This is a genomic window from Campylobacter hyointestinalis subsp. hyointestinalis, assembly GCF_013372145.1.
In the GTDB taxonomy this organism is placed as follows: Bacteria; Campylobacterota; Campylobacteria; order Campylobacterales; family Campylobacteraceae; genus Campylobacter; species Campylobacter hyointestinalis.
In genome coordinates this window covers 237,982-261,173 of sequence record NZ_CP053827.1, presented here as the reverse complement: position 1 = coordinate 261,173, position 23,192 = coordinate 237,982, and the positions used below count along the sequence as shown (strand labels likewise).

General features: G+C 34.4%; 28 protein-coding genes and 1 pseudogene. 6 read left to right on the top strand and 23 right to left on the bottom strand.

The features are described from left to right. Positions 1-2 precede the first annotated feature (2 nt). The 9 genes from CHHT_RS01430 to CHHT_RS01390 are packed head-to-tail and all read right to left on the bottom strand — an operon-like array spanning position 3 to position 7,471. On the bottom strand, positions 3-1,271 hold the full coding sequence (locus tag CHHT_RS01430) for a homoserine dehydrogenase (protein WP_034962461.1): 1,269 nt from the start codon (positions 1,269-1,271) through the stop codon (positions 3-5). Further along, the gene (locus CHHT_RS01425) at positions 1,268-2,476 is read right to left on the bottom strand and encodes an LL-diaminopimelate aminotransferase (protein WP_034962462.1); all 1,209 of its coding nucleotides are present in this window, start codon (positions 2,474-2,476) and stop codon (positions 1,268-1,270) included. The genes CHHT_RS01430 and CHHT_RS01425 overlap by 4 nt, the downstream gene beginning before the upstream one ends. Positions 2,477-2,485: 9 nt before the next feature. Continuing rightward, positions 2,486-3,298, bottom strand: coding sequence for a hypothetical protein (locus CHHT_RS01420; RefSeq protein WP_034962466.1), 813 nt, complete (start codon positions 3,296-3,298; stop codon positions 2,486-2,488). Beyond that, the gene (locus CHHT_RS01415) at positions 3,292-4,209 is read right to left on the bottom strand and encodes a hypothetical protein (RefSeq protein ID WP_167540827.1); all 918 of its coding nucleotides are present in this window, start codon (positions 4,207-4,209) and stop codon (positions 3,292-3,294) included. Before CHHT_RS01415 ends, CHHT_RS01420 begins: the two co-directional genes overlap by 7 nt. Further along, positions 4,202-4,882 carry a 23S rRNA (guanosine(2251)-2'-O)-methyltransferase RlmB gene (rlmB, locus tag CHHT_RS01410; RefSeq protein ID WP_034962469.1) on the bottom strand — a complete coding sequence of 227 codons (681 nt, stop codon included), beginning with the start codon at positions 4,880-4,882 and terminating at the stop codon, positions 4,202-4,204. Before rlmB ends, CHHT_RS01415 begins: the two co-directional genes overlap by 8 nt. A gap of 36 nt (positions 4,883-4,918) precedes the next feature. Next, positions 4,919-5,734, bottom strand: coding sequence for a 16S rRNA (cytidine(1402)-2'-O)-methyltransferase (rsmI, locus tag CHHT_RS01405; protein ID WP_074898796.1), 816 nt, complete (start codon positions 5,732-5,734; stop codon positions 4,919-4,921). Between the two features lie 4 nt (positions 5,735-5,738). Next, entirely contained in the window at positions 5,739-5,939 is a 201-nt protein-coding gene (gene rpmE, locus CHHT_RS01400) for a 50S ribosomal protein L31 (RefSeq protein WP_034962471.1), read from the bottom strand. A gap of 60 nt (positions 5,940-5,999) precedes the next feature. Continuing rightward, positions 6,000-6,260 carry a hypothetical protein gene (locus CHHT_RS01395; RefSeq protein WP_034962473.1) on the bottom strand — a complete coding sequence of 87 codons (261 nt, stop codon included), beginning with the start codon at positions 6,258-6,260 and terminating at the stop codon, positions 6,000-6,002. Further along, on the bottom strand, positions 6,257-7,471 hold the full coding sequence (locus CHHT_RS01390; protein ID WP_034962475.1) for a saccharopine dehydrogenase family protein: 1,215 nt from the start codon (positions 7,469-7,471) through the stop codon (positions 6,257-6,259). The genes CHHT_RS01395 and CHHT_RS01390 overlap by 4 nt, the downstream gene beginning before the upstream one ends. A 120-nt stretch (positions 7,472-7,591) precedes the next feature. Between CHHT_RS01390 and CHHT_RS01385 the strand changes: the two genes are divergently transcribed. Then, positions 7,592-8,170, top strand: coding sequence for a hypothetical protein (locus CHHT_RS01385; RefSeq protein ID WP_034962477.1), 579 nt, complete (start codon positions 7,592-7,594; stop codon positions 8,168-8,170). Between the two features lie 20 nt (positions 8,171-8,190). On the opposite strand, the gene CHHT_RS01380 is transcribed toward CHHT_RS01385, so the two are convergent. The 14 genes and pseudogenes from CHHT_RS01380 to CHHT_RS01320 all read right to left on the bottom strand — a co-directional run bounded on the left by CHHT_RS01380 (position 8,191) and on the right by CHHT_RS01320 (position 17,722). Further along, on the bottom strand, positions 8,191-8,520 hold the full coding sequence (locus CHHT_RS01380; RefSeq protein WP_172506177.1) for a TonB family protein: 330 nt from the start codon (positions 8,518-8,520) through the stop codon (positions 8,191-8,193). 41 nt (positions 8,521-8,561) lie between these two features. Continuing rightward, complete coding sequence (locus tag CHHT_RS01375) at positions 8,562-8,942, bottom strand: hypothetical protein (protein ID WP_172506176.1); 381 nt, start codon at positions 8,940-8,942, stop codon at positions 8,562-8,564. Continuing rightward, positions 8,908-9,291 (bottom strand): TonB system transport protein ExbD, encoded by a 384-nt coding sequence (gene exbD / locus CHHT_RS01370; protein ID WP_034962479.1) that lies wholly within the window; start codon positions 9,289-9,291, stop codon positions 8,908-8,910. Before exbD ends, CHHT_RS01375 begins: the two co-directional genes overlap by 35 nt. Beyond that, positions 9,285-9,707 (bottom strand): TonB-system energizer ExbB, encoded by a 423-nt coding sequence (gene exbB / locus CHHT_RS01365; RefSeq protein ID WP_034962480.1) that lies wholly within the window; start codon positions 9,705-9,707, stop codon positions 9,285-9,287. The genes exbD and exbB overlap by 7 nt, the downstream gene beginning before the upstream one ends. Before the next feature lie 10 nt (positions 9,708-9,717). Beyond that, the gene (locus CHHT_RS01360; RefSeq protein WP_034962481.1) at positions 9,718-10,509 is read right to left on the bottom strand and encodes a class I SAM-dependent methyltransferase; all 792 of its coding nucleotides are present in this window, start codon (positions 10,507-10,509) and stop codon (positions 9,718-9,720) included. Beyond that, positions 10,506-11,234 carry an ABC transporter ATP-binding protein gene (locus CHHT_RS01355; RefSeq protein ID WP_051663735.1) on the bottom strand — a complete coding sequence of 243 codons (729 nt, stop codon included), beginning with the start codon at positions 11,232-11,234 and terminating at the stop codon, positions 10,506-10,508. The genes CHHT_RS01360 and CHHT_RS01355 overlap by 4 nt, the downstream gene beginning before the upstream one ends. After that, positions 11,231-12,123: pseudogene (locus CHHT_RS01350) on the bottom strand (FecCD family ABC transporter permease). Before CHHT_RS01350 ends, CHHT_RS01355 begins: the two are co-directional and overlap by 4 nt. Before the next feature lie 73 nt (positions 12,124-12,196). Continuing rightward, positions 12,197-13,210 (bottom strand): ABC transporter substrate-binding protein, encoded by a 1,014-nt coding sequence (locus CHHT_RS01345; RefSeq protein WP_172506175.1) that lies wholly within the window; start codon positions 13,208-13,210, stop codon positions 12,197-12,199. Next, the gene (locus tag CHHT_RS01340) at positions 13,203-14,150 is read right to left on the bottom strand and encodes an LLM class flavin-dependent oxidoreductase (protein ID WP_034962484.1); all 948 of its coding nucleotides are present in this window, start codon (positions 14,148-14,150) and stop codon (positions 13,203-13,205) included. The genes CHHT_RS01345 and CHHT_RS01340 overlap by 8 nt, the downstream gene beginning before the upstream one ends. Further along, entirely contained in the window at positions 14,150-15,451 is a 1,302-nt protein-coding gene (locus CHHT_RS01335) for a TonB-dependent receptor (protein WP_051663736.1), read from the bottom strand. Before CHHT_RS01335 ends, CHHT_RS01340 begins: the two co-directional genes overlap by 1 nt. Continuing rightward, complete coding sequence (locus tag CHHT_RS01330; protein WP_176318071.1) at positions 15,426-16,010, bottom strand: TonB-dependent receptor plug domain-containing protein; 585 nt, start codon at positions 16,008-16,010, stop codon at positions 15,426-15,428. Before CHHT_RS01330 ends, CHHT_RS01335 begins: the two co-directional genes overlap by 26 nt. Before the next feature lie 20 nt (positions 16,011-16,030). After that, a complete protein-coding gene (locus CHHT_RS09095; RefSeq protein WP_255199060.1) occupies positions 16,031-16,153 on the bottom strand; it encodes a hypothetical protein in 123 nt (40 codons plus the stop codon). 265 nt (positions 16,154-16,418) lie between these two features. Then, on the bottom strand, positions 16,419-17,033 hold the full coding sequence (locus CHHT_RS01325) for a non-canonical purine NTP pyrophosphatase (RefSeq protein WP_034962486.1): 615 nt from the start codon (positions 17,031-17,033) through the stop codon (positions 16,419-16,421). A gap of 50 nt (positions 17,034-17,083) precedes the next feature. Continuing rightward, a complete protein-coding gene (locus CHHT_RS01320) occupies positions 17,084-17,722 on the bottom strand; it encodes a TVP38/TMEM64 family protein (protein WP_034962488.1) in 639 nt (212 codons plus the stop codon). Positions 17,723-17,906: 184 nt separating this feature from the next. On the opposite strand from CHHT_RS01320, the gene CHHT_RS01315 reads away from it, so the two are divergent. Genes CHHT_RS01315 through hisC form a run of 5 tightly spaced genes read left to right on the top strand, consistent with a single transcriptional unit; the run spans position 17,907 to position 23,187 of the window. Next, the gene (locus CHHT_RS01315) at positions 17,907-18,971 is read left to right on the top strand and encodes an LptF/LptG family permease (RefSeq protein ID WP_034962490.1); all 1,065 of its coding nucleotides are present in this window, start codon (positions 17,907-17,909) and stop codon (positions 18,969-18,971) included. A gap of 59 nt (positions 18,972-19,030) precedes the next feature. Next, positions 19,031-20,242 (top strand): diaminopimelate decarboxylase, encoded by a 1,212-nt coding sequence (lysA, locus tag CHHT_RS01310; protein ID WP_034962492.1) that lies wholly within the window; start codon positions 19,031-19,033, stop codon positions 20,240-20,242. Further along, entirely contained in the window at positions 20,242-21,015 is a 774-nt protein-coding gene (locus CHHT_RS01305) for an HAD-IIA family hydrolase (RefSeq protein WP_034962494.1), read from the top strand. The genes lysA and CHHT_RS01305 overlap by 1 nt, the downstream gene beginning before the upstream one ends. After that, complete coding sequence (gene pheA, locus CHHT_RS01300) at positions 21,008-22,084, top strand: prephenate dehydratase (protein WP_034962496.1); 1,077 nt, start codon at positions 21,008-21,010, stop codon at positions 22,082-22,084. The genes CHHT_RS01305 and pheA overlap by 8 nt, the downstream gene beginning before the upstream one ends. A gap of 2 nt (positions 22,085-22,086) precedes the next feature. Continuing rightward, positions 22,087-23,187: a histidinol-phosphate transaminase gene (gene hisC, locus CHHT_RS01295; protein ID WP_034962499.1), complete on the top strand. Its 1,101-nt coding sequence runs from the start codon at positions 22,087-22,089 to the stop codon at positions 23,185-23,187. Positions 23,188-23,192 lie beyond the last annotated feature (5 nt).

Genomic DNA, 23,192 nt, shown 5'->3' with positions numbered 1-23,192 from the left:
ATTTACTCTTCGATTCGTATCATAAAAGGCCTACCTTTTATAAAGCTCTCGCTCTCAAGAAGACCTACTACTCTTAGCATATCAGCTTCTAAACAAGTATGCGTTGTAAAATACAAAGTACTAAAATCAAGGCTTTTATCGATTCTAGGTTTTTGTAAAAAACTATCTATAGAAAGATTATTTTGACTCATTAAATTTGTGATTTTAGCTAAAACACCAACTTCATCAGCCACTTTTAGCCTTAGATAATACTTTGTTTTTATCTCATTTGGCTTAAAAAGCCCAAGAGGCAAAACTTCTAGTGGAGCTTTATAGCCTAGCATAGGATTTTTAACTTCTCTAGCGATATCGATAAGATCGCTTATAACAGCACTTGCAGTAGCACTTCCCCCAGCTCCAGCTCCATAAAACAAGCTCTCGCCAACAGCGTCTCCAGTGACGCTTACTGCGTTCATCACACCATCTACTTTTGCTATCATTTTTTCTTTTTGAATAAGTGCTGGATGTACGCGAAGTTCTACTTTATCTTCTCTTCTTTTTGCTATAGCCAATAACTTTATAGCATACTCAAATTCATTTGCAAAATATATATCTTCATTCGTAATGCCTTCTATACCTTCTATCAGTATATCTTCTGGTTTAGCATGAACAGAATACGCAAGACTTGCTAAAATAAGCAGCTTATGAGCAGTATCAAAACCACCAATATCAAATGTAGGATCGGCCTCGGCATAACCTAATTCTTGAGCTTTTTTAAGCACTTCATCAAATTTAACGCCACCTTGCATCATATTTGTAAGTATATAGTTACTAGTACCGTTCATAATACCGACTATCTTTTGGATATGGTTTGCACTTAAACCTTCTCTTAAAGCTTTTATGATAGGAATACCCCCAGCTACGCTAGCTTCGTAACCAAAAGGAGTATCTCCAGCTAGTTTTTCAAGCTCATTTCTATGATATGCAAGCATAGCTTTGTTTGCGGTAACTACAGGCTTTTTCTTTTCTAAGATTTTGCTAACGATTTTATAAGGCCCATCTATACCACCCATAAGCTCGACATAAACATCTATATCATCTCTATCGATCACGCTATTTATATCATCTGTTAGAGGTATTTTAGAATCTCTTTTTTTATTTAGATCGCGAACAACACCAACAACAGGAGTTATATTCATACCAGATCTAGCCGAAATTAATTTTTGATTTCTAAGCAAAACGTTAGCAACCTCGTTGCCAACGGTTCCTACTCCAAGTATCGCTACTCTCATTCAAATTCTTTTAGATATTTTTTGATGTTTCTCGCAGCTTGCCTGATACGGTTTTCATTTTCTATAAACGCGATCCTTACGTATTTATCACCCGCTACGCCAAATCCAGCGCCAGGGCTAACTGCTACGCAAGCTTTTGTTAGTAACTGTTTTGCAAACTCTTTGCTACCGATATTTCCTACTTGAGTAGGAAGCTTTGCCCACGCAAACATACTAGCTCTTGGTTTTGCTATCTCCCATCCAGCAGAACAAAATGCATCTATCAATATATCTCTTCTTTTTTCGTATGTTTGACGAATTTGCTCAACGCAATTTTGATCGCCATCAAGTGCTACAGTAGCTGCTACTTGAATAGGAGTAAACATACCGTAATCAAACCACGATTTTATCTTTTTAAGAGCAGCAACTAGTTTTTTATTTCCACATACAAAACCGACTCTCCAGCCTGCCATATTGTATGATTTTGATAGAGTATAGCACTCGACTGCAACGTCTTTTGCACCTTCTACTTCAAAGATGCTAGGGGTTTTATATCCATCAAAACTAAGTTCTGCGTAAGCTATATCGCTTATGATGTAAAATCTCTCTTTCTTTGCCATTGCAACTAAACGCTCATAAAAACTTTTTTGACAAGTTACAGTCGTAGGATTGTGCGGAAAATTTACTACTATATATTTTGGTCTTGGGATACTTTCATCGATAGTATGTTGTAAATTTTCAAAAAATTTATTTTCATCGAGCTCAAATTCGGCATTATAGTCAAGAGGCATCTTCGCTACATTGCCACCAGCTATGATAAATGCTTGAGTATGTATAGGATAAGCAGGATCAGGCACGATCGCGACATCTCCTGGATTTACTATAGCTTGAGTCAAATGAACAAAACCCTCTTTGCTTCCCATAGTTGCGACTGCTTCAGTTTCAGGATCAAGCAAAACGCCGTATTTTCTTTTATACCAATTGCAAATCGCTAAACGAAGTTTATATATACCTTGAGAGACGCTATAACCGTGAGTTTTGTCTTTTTTAGCACTTTCACAAAGTTTATCTATGATATGCTCTGGCGTTCTGCCATCGGGATTTCCCATAGAAAAGTCGATTATATCGGCACCATCACGCCTAGCAGCCATTTTTATAGCATTTACTTCGGCAAAGGCATAGTTTGGTAGTCTTTCAATTGTATTAAAACGAATCTCGTCAAACATAAAAACTCCTTATGATTTTATATAAATTTTTAAACCGCGTTTTATATTTTCCAAACTAAAAGCATCATCTATTAGTATATAAAATGCATCGTCCGGAAATTCAATATTTAAACTTTTTTCTTTTATATCAGATTTTATCTGACTGATGAGTTTTAAATTTCTATCATATATTTTTACAAGCGATATCCAATTATCAGCCGGATTTGCCATTATTTCTATATTTTTTTTACCGTTGATATTTAAAAAATACGGTTCTAGTGGTTTAGAAAGCTCAACTGTTGTGTCTGATTCATAAGGCAATGTTTTTAAAATCGCCCTACTCATATCTATATCATAAGTATAAGAAAACGTACCTGTTTTGTGAATACCTTTTATATATACATTATTTTGTTTTAGCTCTTTATATAAATTTCCAGGATTTAAGATAAACTGAGTATTTATAGTCACAAGCCATGAGATTTGTGAGTTTTGAGTAGAAAAGTTTTTTGTAAGAAAGTAGTTATATCCAAGATTATTTAAACTTTGAGTTATGACTTTTAAAAAAAGTATGGTAGAACTAGTACTTTTAAACGTAAGATCCATATATGCAGGAGATGAATAATTCAAGCTTAAAATAGAATTTGTTCTTAGTAAATTTGTGATCTTATCGTAGTTTGGATTTGAGTTTTCGTCCAAAAACATAGCTTCATTTGAAAAAAGCGTTCTAAGTTTACCGGAGTTTTGTTCATAAACTTTGTCGCCCAATAAATTCTTTAAATTCAGATCTAAATTTGCACTAAAACATAGGCTTGAAACAAGAAAAAATAGTAATACCCTTACCACTCTTTGCCTTTGTTTATATTAACATACTCATCGTAATCTATCTGTCTTATTTCACCGTTTTGAACTAAAAATCTGATGGAATTCTTTGAATTATAACTTCTATTTTGATCACTAAGCTCAAGAGTTATATCACCGTGCCCCGCTACTACTATAGCATTTCTATTTAGATCTATTTCAAAAGGTTTATTTGTAGTTTTAGAACTTTTTTCATTTGTATCTAGGTACTTGATGCCTATCCAAACGCTTTTTTTAGGATTTATAGTAGCAAATAAATTTGATCTTGAAATTTTTAGTATATCATCTACTTGCGATGAAGTGATGTTGTCTTCTGTTTGCATAGCCACTTGTTCAGCAGATACTTCATTCATCTGGCTACTTTGAGATTCATTCATATCCGTGATATTTGCATCTATGATCTTTTCATCAAAAGGAATAGTTATATTTGTTTCTATTTTTAAATTCTCTTTAGCATCTTCTACTACTGGGCTAGTAGAGTACGTAACGCTTTTATTTTTATCATCAAAAAACGAGCCGATATCGTCAAAATATTTTGTAAAACCAAACAGCCATATAAATCCACAAATAATGATAACAAAGACAACAACCCATATCCACGAGCTGCTATTAGAACTACTAGTAGATGTATAAGCAGGAATTTTTGGAGCTACACAGAACATAGAGTCACCGTCTTCTGGATGCTCTAGACAATAAGCCTTAAACTCTTCAGTCCAATCGCTAAGATCCCAATCATACTCTCTTGATAGAATTTTAACAAAACCTATCGCGTTTAGCTTTTTAAGCTTATCAAAGTTTTTATCGCACATATACTCCAAATATTCGGCTTCTATATGCGTACGCTTTGATACTTCCTTTGCACCCATATCCCTGATTTTCAATATATCGTTAGCCATTTATCATCCTATCAAATAATATTCCAAACGCTACGCTGACATTTAAACTATCCCAGCCTTCACGCATTTTTATGCCTAAACTTTCATCGCATTTTTCAAGAGCTTTTTTATGGATTCCTTCGCCTTCACTACCCATCACAAGTACGGTTTTTTTATCAAATTTACACTCGCTAGGATTTTTACCTTTGGCATCAGAGCCGTAAATTTTATATCCCACTTGTTTTAGTTCATTTAAAAGACTTAACCCGTCATTTACTAAAGCTACTGGGATCTCATAAGCAGCGCCACTACTAGTTCTAACTATACCTTCCATAGCAGCGTTTTTTGCTACTATGATAACGCCGCCCCCGCCAAGTGCGTAAGCACTTCGCACTATACCGCCTATATTCCCAACGTCGCTAAGTCCATATAAAACCACTATAAAATCTTGCTTTTTGATAAGATCTAAATTTGCAAACTCAAACTCACTGACTTCGGCCAAAAAGCCCTGATGATTTCCACCGCGAGCCAAAGCTTGAGCTTTTTTATTGTCTACTTTTTGAATTTTGATACCACTTTTAGCGATCTTACTAAAGATATCCTTTTCAACTTCTTTAGCTAAGTAGATATTTATAAGCTTATCTTTATGTTTGTCTAATAAATGTAAAAATAATTGTTTTCCATAAATAATCATAAGAATGATGATATCCTAAAGCCGTTAAAAATTAGCTTATTTTATCAAATTTTGATATATTTTTTTTGAGTTCTCGCCTGTGATTTTGCAAAGTAATTTCGCCTTTTGTTTTGGTGGTATATCAAGAGCTAAGATATCGCTCTGACTTATGCGCTCAAATGCACTAACAGGAGATCTATCTACGACTACGCACCACTCTCCGCTTAAATTTGATTCTTTTAAGATAGTGAGTAAATTTGTAGCATTGTCTTTAAATTTGGTTTCAAATTTCTTCGTAGCTTCTTTTATGGCAAAGATCTCTCTATCTGGCGATAATTTTGCTATATCTTCTACTAGACTTAAAATTCGTTTTGGAGACTCATATATGATCACCGGATATAGTGAATTTAACGCATTTTGGATCGCTATGCGTCTTTCTTTGCCTAAATTTGGTAAAAATCCTAAAAATGTAAATTCTTTTTCTATGATCCCGCTAGCTGCAGCTGCTAGTAGAAGAGCGTTTGCGCCGCTTAGAACTTCATATTTTATACTATTTTGCTGAGCAAATTTCACTAGTGAAATTCCTGGATCACTTATACAAGGCATTCCTGCGTCGCTTGCATAAACACAAATCCTAGTTTCAAGCTTAGATTTATCAAATTTATCAAAAAAATCTTTTTCGTTGTGAGTATGAAGAGAATAAAACTCTTTTGGGCTGATCTGCAAACCAAATTTAGCATTCAAAAGAGTTATGAGGGATTTTGTTACTCTAGTATCTTCGCAGATGATGATTTCACAAAGTTCTAAGACGTCCAGGCATCTCTTTGAGATATCATCTAAATTCCCTATCGGGGTCGGAAGAAAATAGAGCAACGTTTTATTTCATATTGTATTTTTTCTTGAATTTATCAACGCGTCCTGCACTATCTACGATCTTTTCGCTACCTGTAAAAAACGGATGGCATACGTTGCAGATATCAACTCTGATCTCTGGTTTATTTGACTTGCTTTTAAATGTGTTTCCACAAGCGCAAGTAACTGTGCATTCAACATACTCTGGATGTATATCTTTTTTCATTGCTTGTCCTTTTAAATTTTATAAAACTTGGCATTATAGCTAAATAATCTTAAATTCAATTTACTTCGCATCGCAAAGCAGTTCACAAGATGTTTTAGTACGTAAATTTAAATACTCAGCATTTAGACATCTTGCATTTTTATCGCCACTTAAGATCTCAAGTTCATCACCTATTTTCCAGCCTTTGCAAGGTAAATTTAAAGCCAAATAGTCTTTGGCATCTATAGTGAGTTTTAGACCATCTTCGCTTATAAAGTCTATCTTTAAATTCCTGGCAAATAAAGAAACACAAAAGAGAGATATGACGATGATATGCTTCATTTTACTATCCTATTGCTATTTGGATCCATTTCGATGATTTCCCACGGCAAACCTTGTTTATTTAGCTCGTCCATAAATGGTTTTGCGTCAAAATCCTCCATGTTAAATACGCCTTTACTGCTCCAAATTCCATTAGCGACCATCATACTTCCTATCATCGCAGGAACTCCTGTGGTGTAGCTCACTGCTTGAGCGCCCGTCTCTTTGTAGCACTCTTCATGATCACAGACATTGTAGATATAAACTTTTCTTGGCTTATCATCTTTTATACCTGTTATCACGCAGCCGATGTTTGTTTTACCTTTTGTACGCTCCCCAAGACTAGCAGGATCTGGTAAAAGTGTCTTTAAAAACTGTATAGGTACGATTTTTACGCCGTTATGTTCTACTTCGTCTATGCGTAGCATTCCAACGTTTTCAAGACATTTCATATGAGTCAGATAGCTTTGCCCAAATGTCATAAAAAAGCGAATTCTTTTAAGCGTAGGTATATTTTTTACTAAGCTCTCAAGCTCTTCGTGATAGAGCAGATAGCTATCTTTTACGCCTACTTTTGGATAGTCCCATTTAAACATTATCTCCATAGGATCTGTCTCTATCCATTTGCCATTTTCCCAGTATCTGCCCTTTGCGCTTACTTCACGCAAATTTATCTCAGGATTAAAGTTTGTAGCAAAAGCGTATCCATGATCTCCAGCGTTACAATCTAAGATATCGATCTCATAAATTTCATCAAACAAGTTTTGTTTTGCATAAGCACAAAATACATTTGTCACGCCCGGATCAAATCCACTACCAAGAAGCGCCATAGTGTTAGCACTCTTAAAATCACTATCTTTTGCCCATTGCAACTTATACTCAAATTTAGCAGTATCTGGATGCTCGTAGTTTGCAGTATCGATATATGGAATTCCAGCCTCCACGCAAGCGTCCATAAGGGTTAGATCTTGATAAGGCAAAGCAACGTTTAAAAGCAAATCGGCTTTTATATCTTTTATCAAATTTACGACTGCTTTTGTATCATCAGCGTCTATTTTGACCGTGTTTATATCCACGTTTAAACGCTCTTTTATAAATTTAGCTATTGCTTCACATTTGCTTTTTGTTCTGCTTGCTAGAGTTATCTTTGTGAAAGTTTTTGTATTCATAGCACATTTTACGGTCGCTACTTGGCTCACGCCGCCAGCGCCGATGATCAAAATATGGCTCATTTTCATCCTTTGATAAATTTTTAGCAATTGTATCAAATTTTTGCTAAAATACCATATAAGACAAGCCTTAAATCAAATCAAATTTGAACGATATTATATATACAAATTCAAGGAGAAATTATGCAAATCAATACGGCTTTAAACAGATATGATCAGACATTTGCCACTTCAAACAACAAAAGTTCTACTTTTAACACAAAAGATAAAAGCATAGATGAACTAAAACAGATGGGTGCTAAAGGTATAAGCACTGCGTATTTTATGGAATTTTCACAGCAAAGTCTTAGCCTCTCTTCAAACAACACTCAAGCTCAAAGCTCACTTATGGATATACTTAGCGGTGCAAACGAACAAGGCAAGGCTTTGATATCAAATTTAGCCGCACAAGTAGGCTATGAGGGCAAAGATATAGGCTCGATGAATAAAGATGAACTTCAAGAGCTAGTAGGCGAAAATGGATTTTTTGGCGTGGATAAAACAAGCGAACGCATCGCAAATTTCGTTATAAGTGGCGCAGGAGACGACGTAAATAAACTACAAAAGGGTTTTGAAGGTATGAAAAGAGGTTTTGAAGAGGCTAGCAAACTTTGGGGCGGAAAACTTCCTGATATATCAAATCAAACCATAGACAAAGCCATACAAAAAGTTGCTTCAAGGATCGAAGAGTTAGGCGCAAATGCACTTAATATAAATGCTTGAGCTTTGAATTTAGTAGCATTTTACTTGAGTTCAAAAGCGATATCAAGTGAAATTTGATACTTGCTATCTACTTTTGGAAAGTTTGAACTCGCATTTTTCAAAGCTTTAAGAGCTGCGGCATTTAGTGAGCTAAAGCGGCTCTGTTTTTTTAGTCCGTAGCTCTTTAGCCCATTTTTATCCAAGACAAACTCCACTTTTACCACGCCTTGTTGCCCTAGTTTTCTTGCTGTTCTTGGATAAGTTACGTTTTTGACGATCTCGTTTTTTATCTTTATAAATAGCTCGTCATCATTTTTTAGATAAATAGGCTTTGAGATATCACCAGTAGTAGTTGTTTTTTCATCTTGCAAAAGAGCGCTTGAAGTTGTATTTACGTCTATTGCGTTTTGATCTAATGCCGTTTTTTGGGTTGTATTATCTGCTTTATTTGAAATGTTTTCTTTTGGTGTTTGCTTTTTTCCACTTTTTTTGGTATAGGTTTTTTAGGAGTTTTAGGAATTTTTGGGTTAGATTCTTGTTTTGGCTCTTCTAGTTTTTTAGCCATTTCTGGAATAGTTTTTGGCTTCTCAGCTTTTTCATCACTTTTTACATTGTCATTTAAAGCTTCAAATTTATTGAGAGATAGCTTAAGGCTGTGTTTAGTTTGCTCTTTTGGAGTTTTGATATCCAAATTTAGAGTGTAAGCAAAAACGCAAACGTGCAAAACGGCCGATATCAAAAACGCTAGTAAATTTATACTAATCGTTTTTTGTGACGATGGAGAAATTCTCATGGTTTTTCTCTTTTAATATATCAATGATCCACACGAAAGTCTCAAATTTACTCTCTTTATCGCTTTTTATCTCTATAAAATCACTATTTTCTAGTTTAAATATTTCGTTTTTTAAGGCTTCTTTATCTACCAATCCGTCATTAAAATATAAGTTGTTTTCTTTATCTACGCTTATTACAATCTGGCTTTTTTCTATATTTTTTATACTAGAATCTGCATTTGGCAAACTTAGCTTTATGTGTCCGCTAGCTATAAACGTCGATATGCTAAGCACAATGCAGAGCAATACTAGCATAATATCTATAAAAGGAACTATATTTAGACCGTCATTTTTAGGAAGTCTCAAAATGTTTCCTCAAATTTAGCGAGCAAAACATCTACTTTTCTATTTAGCAAATTATATACCGCCAAAGTTGGGATCGCCACTGCTATACCAAGAGCGCTAGCTTTAAGGGCTAAAGAAAGTCCTATCATTATGGTATTTGCGTCTATGTTTCCTGAAGCACCCATGTCATAAAACGTTATCATTATCCCACAAACCGTCCCTAAAAGCCCTACGTAAGGAGCGTTTGAGTATATCACATACAAAAAAGTTAAATTTTTAGTAAGCGCTATCTCAAGCTCTTTAGCGCTCTTATAATGCTTAGTATCGATCAAGCTATAAAACAGAACTCTTTCTATGCTAAAATATAGTGAGAAAAAGCTCATAAAACCCAGAATTCCCATAATGACAACATTTTGCTTTAAAAACAGAACCGCTTCCATAATGCAAACCTTAAACTAAAATTTCTATAAAAGCCCAATTCATTTCTTTATATATAGTGCTGTTTTTTTCATAATAAACTCTTAAATTTTGCCTATCGGCTTCGCTCACATTTTTACCATAACTCCACTGCACTGCAGCGATAAACTCATCAAAACTACTAGCTTTAAATTTACAATCACTATGGCTTATAAAATCAACTTTTGCAAGATAACCCATCTGATAAAGTATGTTTAAAATATAAATATAATCAGGCTTTGGATAGACTTTATCACTCAAGATATTGCTTATCTCATCGCCTAAAAAACTTCTTCCGATATTGTAAGTTATATAGACTGCTTTATTTGCTTTGCTAATAAGCTTTTTTAAAGCGTCTTTTGCATCATCCACTTCAAGACACCTTGAAGCAGTGACTATGTCGCATTTTGGAAGCTCTTTCCAGCTATCTTCAAATGATATCTTTTTAACGCTTACATTATCTAAATTTAAATTTTTTGCATTTTGCTTGACGCATTTTAGCATCTCGTCGCTATAATCGCAGCAAAGTACGTTTTTAGCATCTTTTGCAAGCCTAAGTCCTATAGTTCCAGGACCACATCCCATATCTAAAACACTAGTAGAACTATCAAATTTTATCTTAGAGATAAAATCATCAACGTAATGACTTTTATGCACACTTTCATTCATACTAGAAGCTTTTTTATCCCAGTCCGCACTACTTTTTGGCTTAAAAGTGCTTATCTTTTTTTGCTCTATATAAAGTCTAGCAAAATCTATCTCATCATAATTTGAACTCATCATCATAGTAACTCCTCATATTTTTTATAATCAACTCCGTATAATTTGGATATCAAAGAGCTATCTAAAAGCTCACTAGCAGTGTCTCTAAATATCTCACCATTTTTTATCAAAATCGCCCTTCCACCGATAAATCTAGCGTGTCTTGGGTGATGTGTGGTTATGATAAAATCATACCCGCTACTAGCGACCATTTTTATCATCTCTAAAAGCCTTATTTGATTGCCAAAATCAAGCCCGTTTATAGGCTCGTCCATTATGATAGTTTTTGCTCTGCTAGCTAGAGCTCTAGCTATCAAAACAAGCTGCTTTTGTCCTCCGCTAAGGTTTAAAAACTCGTCATTTACTAAATTTAATATACCAAGACTTTCTAAGGATTGCATAGCTATAAGTCGGTCGTTTTTAGAGTAGTTATCAAAAAGCCCCTTATACGCAAGTCTTCCCATCAAAACCATATCAAGTACGCTATAGTTAAACGGAGTGAAATTTGATTGAGGTATATAGCTTATAAGGCTTGCTAATTCTCTTGAACTAAAAGAACGTAAATTAGCTCTGTTTATCAAAACATCTCCGCTAAATTTGATAAGCCCCAAAATAGCTTTTAAAAGACTCGACTTGCCAGAGCCGTTTTCACCAAGTATATTTAAAATTCCACCCTCAAACTCAAAACAAATTTGCTTTAATACCTCTTTTTTAGCATATTTCACGTTTAAATTTACTAGCTTTATCAAGATCTTCTCCTAAGTAAAACAGCTAAAAATATAGGGATTCCAAATAGGCTTGAAACTATACCAATAGGAACTTCGTAAGTAAAAAGCTCCCTACTTAAAAGATCACAAACAAGCAAAAACAAAGCTCCTATAAATGCCGAACTAAACAGCATAGTGCGTGAGTTTGCCCCATAAACGAATCTAGCTATATGAGGCACGATAAGTCCTATCCAGCCTATGATTCCAGCTAGCATTACGCTTAAAGCAGATATCAAAGTAGCAAAAAATATAACACAAATTTTAAGCATCTTCACATTTACCCCAAGACTTTTTGCTTCTTCTTCACCCATACTAAGAGCGTCTATCTGCTTGCCAAAAAATATAAGAGATAAAGTACCAAAAACCATAGGTATAAAAACGACAAAAACAACTTCTTTTGTAGCAAAACTCAGGCTTCCCATAAGAAAATAAGTTATCGCAGGAAGCGTTTCATTTGGGTCTGCTATATACTTTAAAACTGCTAAAAACGAACTAAAAAGAGAGCTTGATATAACGCCGCCAAGAACTAGCATTATCATATTTTTGCTTCCGCCAAACAGAGCAATGATCACTGCTAAAAAACAGCAACAAAACCAAATATAAAAGTAAAAAGCATCTGATGAAACACACCAAAACCCATCACCATAGCAAGCGCCGCGCCAAAACTAGCACCACTCAAAACTCCAAGGATAGACGGACTTACTAATGGATTTATAAACATATTTTGATAAGCACCACCTGCTACGCCAAGTGCTGATCCTATGATGATAGCTGCGATCACTCTAGGAAGCCTGATATCAAGCACGATAACAGAAGCAGGAATTTGCTCACCGCTAAAAATCCCCGTAAAAACTCTTAGATATTCGCTCATACTTATATCAAATTTACCATTTGTCAAAGATATAACGCTAAATATAACAAGCAGAGCAAAAATAAAAATAAAACTAATTTTTTTCATTTAATATAAAATCCAGATCGTCTTTACTTAGATCCACATACAAAAATAGCCTGTAAAACTCACTAGCTTCACGCCTTACATCTAAGTTTAAAGCGTCTTTATGCAAAACATCTATAAGCCATCTAAGCCCTAAAAGCTTTGTAAAACTAGCATGTTTTCCTACCCACGAAAAAGGGCTTCTGGGTATGAGATAGACTCTTTTATTTTTAACTGCGTTTATCAAGCTCCACTTTTTATCACTCCAAATTTTATCAAAAAATTCCTTTTCATAGACTAGTATGACTTCAGGGTTTGCCGCCAAGATTTTTTCAAAATCCGCCTTTACTCGGCTCATTTTGTTTTTTGATTTACATTTAAATTTGGCACTGTCTCCACCTGCTAGATCTACGAGTTTTATAAAACTTGAGCTTGCGCACTCAGTCTCAAGCCCATCACTACCAAAAGCGTAATATACGCTTGGTTTATCTAAGCTAAGACCAGCTAAACTTTTAGCCAAATTTTTACTTTGCTCGGCGTAAGATATCAGCTCATCTGCTCTTTTTTGGTTGCCAAAAACCTCTCCAAATGCCTTGTACAATTCAACTCCAAAGCTATCTTCATCATCTATATACAAAACTGGGATTTTTAAAGCTCTAAAAATTCCTCCGTATTTTGGATCGTCTTTTGTGCCTCTGCTAGTTATGATAAGATCTGGTTTTAAGCTTAAAACCATTTCGATATTTGGCACTCTACCTTGTCCGTAAAATCCACCTACAACTGGCAAACTATACACATTTTTATCAAGATATCTTTTTTCGATATCCCAAAACTCAAAAACAAGTCCAGCTATCAAGCTTTTATCAAAGCTATAGAGGCAATAAAGCAAAGTCGGATTGCTCGCATAGACTTTTTTGATATTTTGCGGATTTAAATTTTCGCAGTTTTGACACTCAAATTTACCTAAAATCAAACTCGCATTAGCCGCTATAGCTAAAAAACACAAAAGTATAAATTTAAACATAAGGCATTATCTTTCTAGCGTAATCTTTTAAAATTTCTTTATGGCGTTTGTAGCTTAAAGCTGCTGGTTTTAAAATGATATGATCTATATTAGTAGCTTTCACTAGCTCTAAAACCTGCTTTTTACACTCTTTTACGTCTCCTGTTATGGCAAATTTTTGTAGCAATTTGGGATCAAAAAACTCATTTCTAAGTTTTTCATACTCACTATCTTTTACCATTTCAAATGTAGCTTCGTTTTGCGCTCCGGTCATCGCTTTAAAGAAAAAGCTTATAGCTTTGCTAGCTTCAAGGCTTGATTTATCCTTGTTTTTGTTTATATTTATAGCTCTGATCAGTCCCATTTTCGGATAAAATCCAGCTATTTTTTTATAACGCTCTTTTATGCTCAAAACATCATCTATACTTGATCTAATGCTTGCTAAAATAGGATATCCGCGTCTAGCAGCAAATCCCAAGCTCTCATCATGCACACTTGCCATATAAAACTGCGGTTTATTAACTTTTGGAGTGATATTAAGCTCATCAAACATAAAATTTAGCTCATCAAGCTTTTCAAGCATAATTTTTCTGTTTAAATTTGGATTTCTGCCTTGAACTTTATCGATGATAGGAAAAGAGCCTTTTGCAAAACCAGTTATTAATCTACCGCCGCTGATCGCTTCTAAATTGCTTATATCACTAGCTAAGCGAAGAGTGTCATAAGCAGGAAGTATAAATCCCGCAACGCCGATTTTAAGGCGTTTTGTTTTTGCCAAAGCATAGGCCGCAAGAGCAACTGGACTAGAAGTAAGAGAGAAACTATTAAAATGATGCTCACTTATCCACGCTTCATCAAAGCCTAATTTTTCTATAAATTTTATAGTTTTAAACGCCTCTTTAAAACTCTTTTTCTCGTCATTTTCTAAATTTTCAAATAACGCAAAGATCCCGTGTCTCATTAGTATTTGTACCTCGCATTAAACACGAAAGTTCTACCATTTTCATAATAACCATCTGTATAAGCATAAGCTTTATCAAACAAATTCTCAACACCTAAATCAAAACTAAGATTTTTTGTAGCGTCATAGATAAGCTTTAGATTTGTCACTGCAAAACCTGCTGGAGAGTAAGTGCCGTTGCTATTTGATTTGGCACCAGTTTGTCCATACTCGCTCAAATAAACTCTAAATTTAGAGTTAAGTTTGAGATCTGCATAAGCAAAGAATTTATGTTTTGGGATATCTGTGAGATATATGCTCTCTTGCTTTGCGTCTGAGTGCATATAAGTATAGTTTGTTCCAATTTTTAGGTTATCAAGAAGCATAGCATTGGCTCCTAGCTCAACACCGTAAATTTCAGCTTTGCCAACATTTTGGTTTTGTTCTAGAACCCCTACTTTTATGGCTTCGATCTTGTCACTAATATCTGAGTAAAATAGTGCTAAACTAATATCAAAGCTATCAAAGTCTCTTTTGTAGCCTATCTCATAATTTAGTGATTGCTCCGGAGCTAAATTTGGGTTTTGTAAGTTTTTACCAAATCTTGAACTATATCTTTCCTTTAGCGTAGGAAAATATGTCTTTTTAGCAAAACTTGCATAAATGCTGTCTTTATCATCAAAACTATGCTCTAAAAGTGCTTGATAGTTAAATGCGTCATCGTCTTTTGTAGGGAAGTTAAATAGATAGTAAGCTGATCCAGAACCCCACTCAGGCACTCCAAATTCCTGAGCAGATACAGCGTCTCTTTTATCATATCTAGCGCCAATGGTTAAAGACGTCATCTCACTAAAACTATATGTATCTTCTATAGCAAAGCTATACATCCTATCTTTGCTTTTTTGCGACGGCTCATTATTCGTAGGTAATTTTGGATATAGATTGCGTTCTTTATGCAAGTCTTCTTTAAAACTAGGGGCAAATTTGATAATATTATTATCGCTTGTATCTACACCTACTTCAATCCCACCGCCAAAACTATAATCATCATAATAGCTTACCCATCCTTGCTTACCGTTTGCTATGGTATTAAATTTGCTATTAGCCATATTTTGTAGCTCATTTATAAATTTATCATAGTAAATTTTGCTTTTGATATACCAGCCATCAAACTGAGTATCTGAGAGAAAATACCAACTCTCTTTATTCCAATCAGGCCAATACCAATACCTATCTTTTCCTAAGCTATTTGGATCCTCTCCTTGATAAATTTTGCCTGTTTTATCACCTTCTTGTTTAGCGGCTATACTCGTCCGTATCATTTGGAGTAAAACCTGCTTTTAGCCCTATCTTTTTATCTCTTGTTTCATTTGAATGGCTAAGATCAGTAGTTGAATGTAGACCATCAGGAGTAGGACCGTTGTAGCCTTCTCTAAATGAGCCAGTAGCTTGCAAATAAAACTTTTCTTGCTTAGTTCCTACTCTAAAATCCTCTTGGCTATCAAATAAATTTTTGCTAGCTTCGCCTTTTGTGGAGCCGTATTTCATACCATAGTGAAGCTCTGCTTCAAGCTCTTTTGTAGGCTTTATAGAAACTAAATTTATAACGCCGCCAAGCGAGTTTGGTCCGTATAAAACACTACTTGCACCTTTTGAAATGTCGATTTGAGATAGATCCGCAGTCGTAAATCTACCAAGATCCATATTTCCATCGTATGGTACGTAAGCAGGAATTCCATCTATATAAATAGGAACTCTAGTAGAAGTAAATCCACGTACGTTTATCATACTTTCATTTCTGCTACCACTAGCACCCTTTATGCTAACTCCTGGCGTAGCTATAGCGACGTCTGTTACGCTGATAGCGTTATTTAGCTCCATCTGGGATTTTGAGATCTTTTCTACACCGGGGGGGGTGTAGCGTTTTTGTTGGTGCTGATCTCGACTACACCAAGATCAAATACATCATCAGCTCCAAATAAAACAGAGCAAAGAGCAAAGCTTAAAAATAGATGTTTTTTCATATAAATTCAAATCCTTTCAAAAATTTAGATTTGTCATTATAACCATTTTTTTAAAAATATTAAAATTTATATTTTAAGTTTTATTTATCTATATATAGATATTTTATCAGTATATTTTATTAATTTCATAAATTTGATAAACGAAAGTAACATAAAATTTAGTAAAATATCAAGCGTTATGTTTATATTCTACACATTTTATATATTTTTGTATATTTTGTAGATAATAAGTCTAAATTTTTATATAAATTTAGACTTAACTGGATTATTTGTAGTGTTTACTAAGACTTTTTAATACGTATTTTGCTAGCTCTAAGCCCCTTGATCTATGAGAAATCTCCAGCTTTATTTTAGGCTCTATCTCCCCTACTGTTTTATCAAAACCGTCTGGTATAAACATAAAATCATACCCAAAACCATTATCGCCACGCTCTTCATTTATAACCGTGCCATGCATAAATCCATGCGTACTAAACTCACCGAATTTACTCACGACTGCTATACAAGCAGTATAAAATGCTCTGCTTTTAGTCAGTCCGAGTTTATGAAGTTCACAGGCAAGCTTTTCTCTATTGCTTGCATCAGTAGCACGCTCACCGCTATATCTTGCCGAGTAAATTCCTGGTGCAAAACCAAGCGCTTCTACGCTTATCCCACTATCATCACTAAGACTTACAAACTCATTTTCAAGTCCAAGCTCACAAAGCTTTGTATAGACTGCTCTTGCTTTTATAAGCGCGTTTTCCTTAAAACTTTTTCCGTTTTCTTCTATTTCAAAAGGCTCACAAATTTCACTCAAGGCATAAATTTCATAATCCTTATAAAATGCTTTTATCTCTTTTACTTTATCTTTGTTGTTTGTCGCAAGAACTATTTTCACGGTTTTTCCTTAAAAAATAAAAAGTAGAATTTTACTAAAAACGGCTTAATCTAAGATTTATCTTTTTCATAGATCTTATCATATCCAAATCTTAAAACAACAGATAAAATAACCAAAACAAACACCCAAAAAACAGCCCAAAAGAACTTTGTCGAGCCTATATCAGTTACGTTTAAACCCAAATTTAAAAAGACAACGCTACTTATTATTTTGCCTAAAAAACTTCCCAAAAAAAATCTCCAAAATCTAAAAGCAAACGCTCCAGCAAAATAATTTATGGCGTTATATGGGATAAGCGGGATAAGTCTAAGTAAAAATATAGTAAAAAACTCATCTTTTATATAAGCCTTTTTAAATTTACTCACGTCAAAAAATCTAGCCAAAAAGTCTTTACCTAAATATTTGCCTATAAAATACATAATAACCGAGTTTATAGCAACTCCTATCATAGTCAAAACAAGACCTTTGAAAAGACCGAAAAAGACTCCGCCAACTACGGCTAAAACAGCTGCTGGAAACATAAAAATAGGTAAAATAATCCATAAAAGTATATAAATAATCTCACTAAATTTACTCTGTTTTTCTATGTACAATCTTAGAGTTTCGGTATCTAAATTTAGATAAACAATTACGCAGATACAGCACAAAGTACAAAGTATACAGAATTTAACGATATTTTTATTTGTCATTATTTGACCTATTTATCTATTTTATTTTTACGAATAATTTTAATATATACACATAAAAGACCGTAAAATCAAAGCCGCCTACGTTTATACAGATGAAATTACTGGCAAATTCTAGCTTGTTTTAGTTAATAATTTAAGTCAAATTTTGCTAAAATCAAGCTTTAAGTTACAATTTGGATATATTATGAAATTATTTGCAAGATATACTAGCGCGGTTTATTTAAAATATTTTTTTATTATTTTTATAGCTTTAGAGCTATTTTATGTAGGTATAGATACTTTAACGAATTTAAAAGATTTTCCAAAAAGTGCGAATTTAGCTCTCATTTATGTTAGTTTAACAGCACTTACAGCGATAAATTACGTATTGCCTCTAAGTCTTATTTTTGCACTCATAGTCTCAAAAATAAATATGATAAGAAGCAATGAACTAGTCAGTTTTTACTCACTTGGCATTAGTAAAAACGCACTTATAATATCCCCTTTTCTCATCTCTTTGTTTATAACGTTTTTTTACATTTTTCTTTCATCCACGCCATTTGCTTATGCTAGAGATTACCAAAAAAATCTGATGAATTTCCAGTCTCCTTCAAGCATATCTAAAGATAGTATATTTTTAAAATACGAAAATAAATTTATATATATCGAATCCTTGCTTCCTGGGATAGGAGTTGCAAATAACGTCAAGATATTTGAGACTACAGATAGCGAGATAACAAGTAAGATATTTGCAAAAAAGGCTGATTTTAAAGACAATACATGGGTGCTAAAAGGTGTTTCCATCATCACTTTACCACAAAATCTTGACCTAAATAAAAGCGGTTATACGAAAACTGAAGAAAAAGAACTTCTAGTTTTAAACGGATTTAAACCAAAAACAATCGATAACATATACCAATCAAACGCTAATTATTCAATTACTGATGCCATAGATTCTCTTCTAGCTCTTAAAAACGAAAATTTGAATTTAAATAAAATCAAATCAACCCTGTATTCTTTACTATTTTTTCCGTTATTTGCACCACTTATGGTGATGATATTGTATTATTATCTACCAATCACAGGTAGATTTTTTAATCTAGCTCTTGCTAGTTTTATACACATTATAGTTACACTTTGCTTATGGGGAGTTTTATTTGTGCTTATCAGATTTAGCTCAAATGGAGTGATAATTCCCGAGATCGGCATCATAGCGCCTATAATTTTACTAGCCATTTTTGCATTTAAAAAGTTTTATCAAAATAGTTAGCTTTTTTTTAGACAAATTTAGATAAAATAGCGACCAATTATATATTGTTTGGAGACGTGATGGATTATTTACTGCTTGCCAAAAAGTACGGTACGCCGCTTTATGCCTATGATTTTGACTATATAGAAAATCAATATAATAAATTAAAAAAAGAATTTAACGCTAGAAAATCTCTCATAGCTTACGCGGTTAAAGCAAACTCAAATTTGAGCGTTTTAAAACATATCGCCGCGCAAGGAGCTGGTTTTGACTGCGTGAGCATAGGTGAGATAAAAAGAGCGCTTATGGCAGGCGCACAAAACTATAAGATCATATATAGCGGTGTCGGTAAAAGCGATGAAGAGATAGAGCAAGCTCTAAATTTAGATATCTTGATGCTAAATTTAGAAAGCGAAGAAGAGATGAAAAGAGTGGAGTCAATAGCTGAAAAACTAGGCAAAACAGCTAGAATTTCAGTACGCGTAAATCCAAACGTAGATCCAAAAACACACCCTTATATCTCAACTGGACTTAGCGAAAATAAATTTGGAGTCAGCATAGATAAAGCTCGTAAAATGTATCTCTACGCGCATAAAAGCGAATTTTTAGATCCGGTCGGCATTCATTTTCATATAGGAAGTCAGCTAACAGATCTCTCTCCAGTAGTCGAAGCAGCAAACATCGTAAGCAAGCTCTTAAGAGAGCTAAAAGCTCTTGAGATAGGTATCAAATTCTTTGATGTAGGGGGCGGCGTTGGTATCAGATACGATCAAGAAAATGATCCTGATCTATACGCTTACGCTCAAGGAATTTTATCAGCGCTAAAAGGAATGGACGTAACCATAATCTGCGAACCAGGAAGATTTTTAGTAGGAAATTGCGGAGTATTTATCACTAAAGTACTTTATGAAAAAACGAATGACGCTAAGCCTGAGTCCCGTAAAAGATTTGTGATAGTAGATGGCGCGATGAATGATCTTATTCGTCCTAGTCTTTATGAAGCATATCATGAGATAGACGCTTTAAAAGAAGGCGAAAGCGAGCTTTGCGATGTCGTAGGACCTGTTTGCGAAAGCGGAGATTTTTTAGGTAAAAACATAAGCTTACCAGAACTAAGCTCAGGAGATATACTAGTCGTAAAATCAGCTGGAGCTTACGGTTTTTCAATGTCTAGCAACTACAACTCAAGACCAAGAGCCGCAGAGATCGAGGTAAAAGGCGGAAAAGATAGATTGATCCGCAAAAGAGAGAATTTCGAAGATCTAATCAAAAATGAAAAAGAGTTTATATAATGTATTTCATAGACGTACAAGGTACACTTATAAGCGATAGCGATAAAAGCCCTATAAATGGCGCTTGTGAGCTTATAGATATCTTAAATTTAAAAAACATTCCATACGTTGTTATCACAAATAACACAAAAGCAAAAAGCGATGACTTTTTAGAAGATCTACACAAAAAAGGATTAAATATAAAAGATGGCGCCTACCTTGATCCGTTTTGCGTTTTAAAAGAGACATTAAGTCCCTCAAATGCCGCGATGTTTGGAGCGAGCGAGTTTATAGCCACTATGCAAAGCTTAGGATACATGCAAGATCTAAAAAATCCAAAAGCCGTACTCATCGCCAGCTGGGACGACTTTAAATTTAGTGATTTTGCCAGCATAAACGAGCTGATATTAAATGGAGCCGAGTTTATCGCTATGCATGAAACCAGCATTTACAAAAAAAACGGACGTCTTTATCCTGGAGTAGGAGCAATAGCCGCAATGGTATCATACTCTACAGGAGCTAGCTATAAGGCGATTGGGAAACCTAGTATGGCATTTTATAACGAAGCCTTAAGGCTCATAAATTTACAAAAACCAGGCGTTAAATTTAGCGATATAACTATCATTAGCGACGATGCGAAAGGTGATCTCGTAGGAGCAAAAGAGCTTGGAATGAAAACTGTTTTAGTACTAAGCGGTAAAGTAAGCGACGCGGCAAAAACAGGTGTAAAAGAGAATATGATAGATCAAATTTATAAAGATGTACAAAATTATATAAAGGTTATAAATGCTTAGCATTGATGATTTAAGAGTTAAAATAGACTTGGTAGATAACCAAATTTTAACTCTACTAAACGAGAGAATGGACTATGTCAAAAAAATCGGCGAATTAAAACAAAACTCGAAGACCTCGATATACCGCCCTGAGCGTGAGCGTGCCATACTTTCGCGTTTAGAAAACCAAAAATATAACCGTTTGAGCAAAGAAGCCATAGAAGCGATTTATTTAGAAATTTTTGCAGTTAGCAGAAACCTTGAAATGCCTCAAAAAGTAGCATTTTTAGGGCCTATTGGCACATACACGCATCAAGCAGCCGAAAGTAGATTTGGCGCTATGAGCAACTACACACCACTAGCCACTATAGAAGCAGTTTTCAAAGAGCTAAATAACGGCGAAGCAAAATACGGCGTAGTGCCTATAGAAAACAACACCGAAGGAGCCGTAGGTATAACGCTTGATTGCCTTGGAAAATATGAAAAAGTAAAAATCGTAGCTGAAATTTATATGGATATTCACCATAGTTTTGTTAGCATAAATGAAAATCTAAAAGATATAAAAAGAATTTACTCACATCCTCAAGGATACAATCAATGCAGAAAATTCCTAGAAGATCATAACCTAAGTGAGATAGCATTTATCCCGACCAAATCTACAGCCGAAGCAGCTCTAAAAGCGTCAAAGGATAGCGAGTCTGCTGCTATCTGCTCGAAAATAGCAGCAAATATAAGCAACGTTCCTATAATGTTTGACACCATAGAAGACAACCTTGCAAACCGTACTAGATTTTTTGTCTTAAGCGATTTTAAAAACCAAAGAAGCGAACACAACAAAACTAGCATTTTAGCAAAAACAGACCATAGACCAGGCGGACTTATCGAGCTGCTTTCTATGTTTAGAAACGAAGGCATAAACTTGACGAAATTAGAAAGTCGTCCGGTGAAACAAAAAGACTTCAAAACGGTATTTTATATAGATTTTGAAGGACATATAGATGATGAAAACGTGCAAAGAGTTATAGAGCTAGCCGGTAAAAACAACCATGAAATTCATTGGCTAGGTAGTTACATCAATCAAGAAGGATAAAAATGAAGTTCAACACACATTTGCAAAATTTACCTATTTATGAAGCCGGAAAACCTATAGAGCTAGTCACTAGGGAGTTTGGCATAGATCCAAAAGACGTTATCAAGCTAGCTAGCAACGAAAATCCACTAGGAACCAGCAAAAAAGTAATCTCTATCATAAAAGAAAAAGCCAGTAACGCTAGTTTGTATCCAGATGATAGTTTTTATGAGCTAAAAGATGCTCTAGCAAACTTATATGAAGTAAGCTCAAAGAACATTATCATCGGTAGTGGAAGCGACCAGATCATAGAGTTTGCACTACATGCAAAAGCGAACGAGAAAAGCGCGATTTTAACAGCAGGTATAACTTTTGCTATGTATGAGATCTATGCCAAACACGTCGGCGCAAAAATTTATAAAACAAAAAGTAAAGAGCATAATCTAAAGGAGCTAAAAGAACTCTATCTTGCTCATAAAGATGAGATTAGCATTATATTTCTATGTTTGCCGAACAACCCTTTAGGCGAATGTCCCGATGCAAAAGAAGTGATGGATTTTATAAGCATCGTTAGCGAAGATACGTTAGTGGTGACTGATTGTGCTTATATGGAATTTGCTAAATTTAAAGATAGCAAAAAAGCTATAAATCCAAAAGAGCTTATAAGCAAATTTAAAAATACACTATATTTAGGTACGTTTTCAAAAGCTTATGGTCTTGGTGGAATGAGAGTTGGATATGGTATAGCAAATACAGAGATAATCACCGCTCTTCACAAACTAAGAGCCCCTTTTAACATCACTACTTTAAGTCTAGCAGCAGCATTGCAAGCTTTAAATGATCAAAAATTTATAGAAAAAACTCTTAAAAATAACCTTGAAGAGATGAAAGTATATGAAAAATTTGCAAAGAAAAATGGTATAGAATTTATCCCTAGTTATACAAATTTTATCACTTTTGTGTTTGATAAAAAGCAAAATGCGTCACAAATAGCAGATAATCTTCTTAAAAAAGGTATTATATTAAGAAATTTAAAAAGTTACGGACTAAATGCCATTAGAATCACGATAGGCAAAAAGAAGCAAAATAAACGAGTTTTGGCTGAGTTAAAGAAGGAAATTTAATAAAA

Bases quoted from the DNA above. Each gene is read 5' to 3' on its own strand.
- pheA (WP_034962496.1), top strand. From the start codon at position 21,008: ATGCTTAGCATTGATGATTTAAGAGTTAAAATAGACTTGGTAGATAAC.
- rlmB (WP_034962469.1), bottom strand. From the start codon at position 4,882: ATGATTATTTATGGAAAACAATTATTTTTACATTTATTAGACAAACAT.
- CHHT_RS01390 (WP_034962475.1), bottom strand. From the start codon at position 7,471: ATGAGCCATATTTTGATCATCGGCGCTGGCGGCGTGAGCCAAGTAGCG.
- CHHT_RS01335 (WP_051663736.1), bottom strand. From the start codon at position 15,451: ATGATACGGACGAGTATAGCCGCTAAACAAGAAGGTGATAAAACAGGC.
- exbB (WP_034962480.1), bottom strand. From the start codon at position 9,707: ATGGAAGCGGTTCTGTTTTTAAAGCAAAATGTTGTCATTATGGGAATT.
- CHHT_RS01395 (WP_034962473.1), bottom strand. From the start codon at position 6,260: ATGAAGCATATCATCGTCATATCTCTCTTTTGTGTTTCTTTATTTGCC.
- CHHT_RS01330 (WP_176318071.1), bottom strand. From the start codon at position 16,010: ATGGAGCTAAATAACGCTATCAGCGTAACAGACGTCGCTATAGCTACG.
- CHHT_RS01425 (WP_034962462.1), bottom strand. From the start codon at position 2,476: ATGTTTGACGAGATTCGTTTTAATACAATTGAAAGACTACCAAACTAT.
- CHHT_RS01415 (WP_167540827.1), bottom strand. From the start codon at position 4,209: ATGGCTAACGATATATTGAAAATCAGGGATATGGGTGCAAAGGAAGTA.
- CHHT_RS09095 (WP_255199060.1), bottom strand. From the start codon at position 16,153: ATGAAAAAACATCTATTTTTAAGCTTTGCTCTTTGCTCTGTTTTATTT.
- CHHT_RS01360 (WP_034962481.1), bottom strand. From the start codon at position 10,509: ATGATGATGAGTTCAAATTATGATGAGATAGATTTTGCTAGACTTTAT.
- CHHT_RS01375 (WP_172506176.1), bottom strand. From the start codon at position 8,942: ATGAGAATTTCTCCATCGTCACAAAAAACGATTAGTATAAATTTACTA.
- CHHT_RS01320 (WP_034962488.1), bottom strand. From the start codon at position 17,722: ATGACAAATAAAAATATCGTTAAATTCTGTATACTTTGTACTTTGTGC.
- hisC (WP_034962499.1), top strand. From the start codon at position 22,087: ATGAAGTTCAACACACATTTGCAAAATTTACCTATTTATGAAGCCGGA.
- CHHT_RS01345 (WP_172506175.1), bottom strand. From the start codon at position 13,210: ATGTTTAAATTTATACTTTTGTGTTTTTTAGCTATAGCGGCTAATGCG.
- CHHT_RS01385 (WP_034962477.1), top strand. From the start codon at position 7,592: ATGCAAATCAATACGGCTTTAAACAGATATGATCAGACATTTGCCACT.
- CHHT_RS01305 (WP_034962494.1), top strand. From the start codon at position 20,242: ATGTATTTCATAGACGTACAAGGTACACTTATAAGCGATAGCGATAAA.
- rpmE (WP_034962471.1), bottom strand. From the start codon at position 5,939: ATGAAAAAAGATATACATCCAGAGTATGTTGAATGCACAGTTACTTGC.
- CHHT_RS01430 (WP_034962461.1), bottom strand. From the start codon at position 1,271: ATGAGAGTAGCGATACTTGGAGTAGGAACCGTTGGCAACGAGGTTGCT.
- CHHT_RS01340 (WP_034962484.1), bottom strand. From the start codon at position 14,150: ATGAGACACGGGATCTTTGCGTTATTTGAAAATTTAGAAAATGACGAG.
- lysA (WP_034962492.1), top strand. From the start codon at position 19,031: ATGGATTATTTACTGCTTGCCAAAAAGTACGGTACGCCGCTTTATGCC.
- CHHT_RS01315 (WP_034962490.1), top strand. From the start codon at position 17,907: ATGAAATTATTTGCAAGATATACTAGCGCGGTTTATTTAAAATATTTT.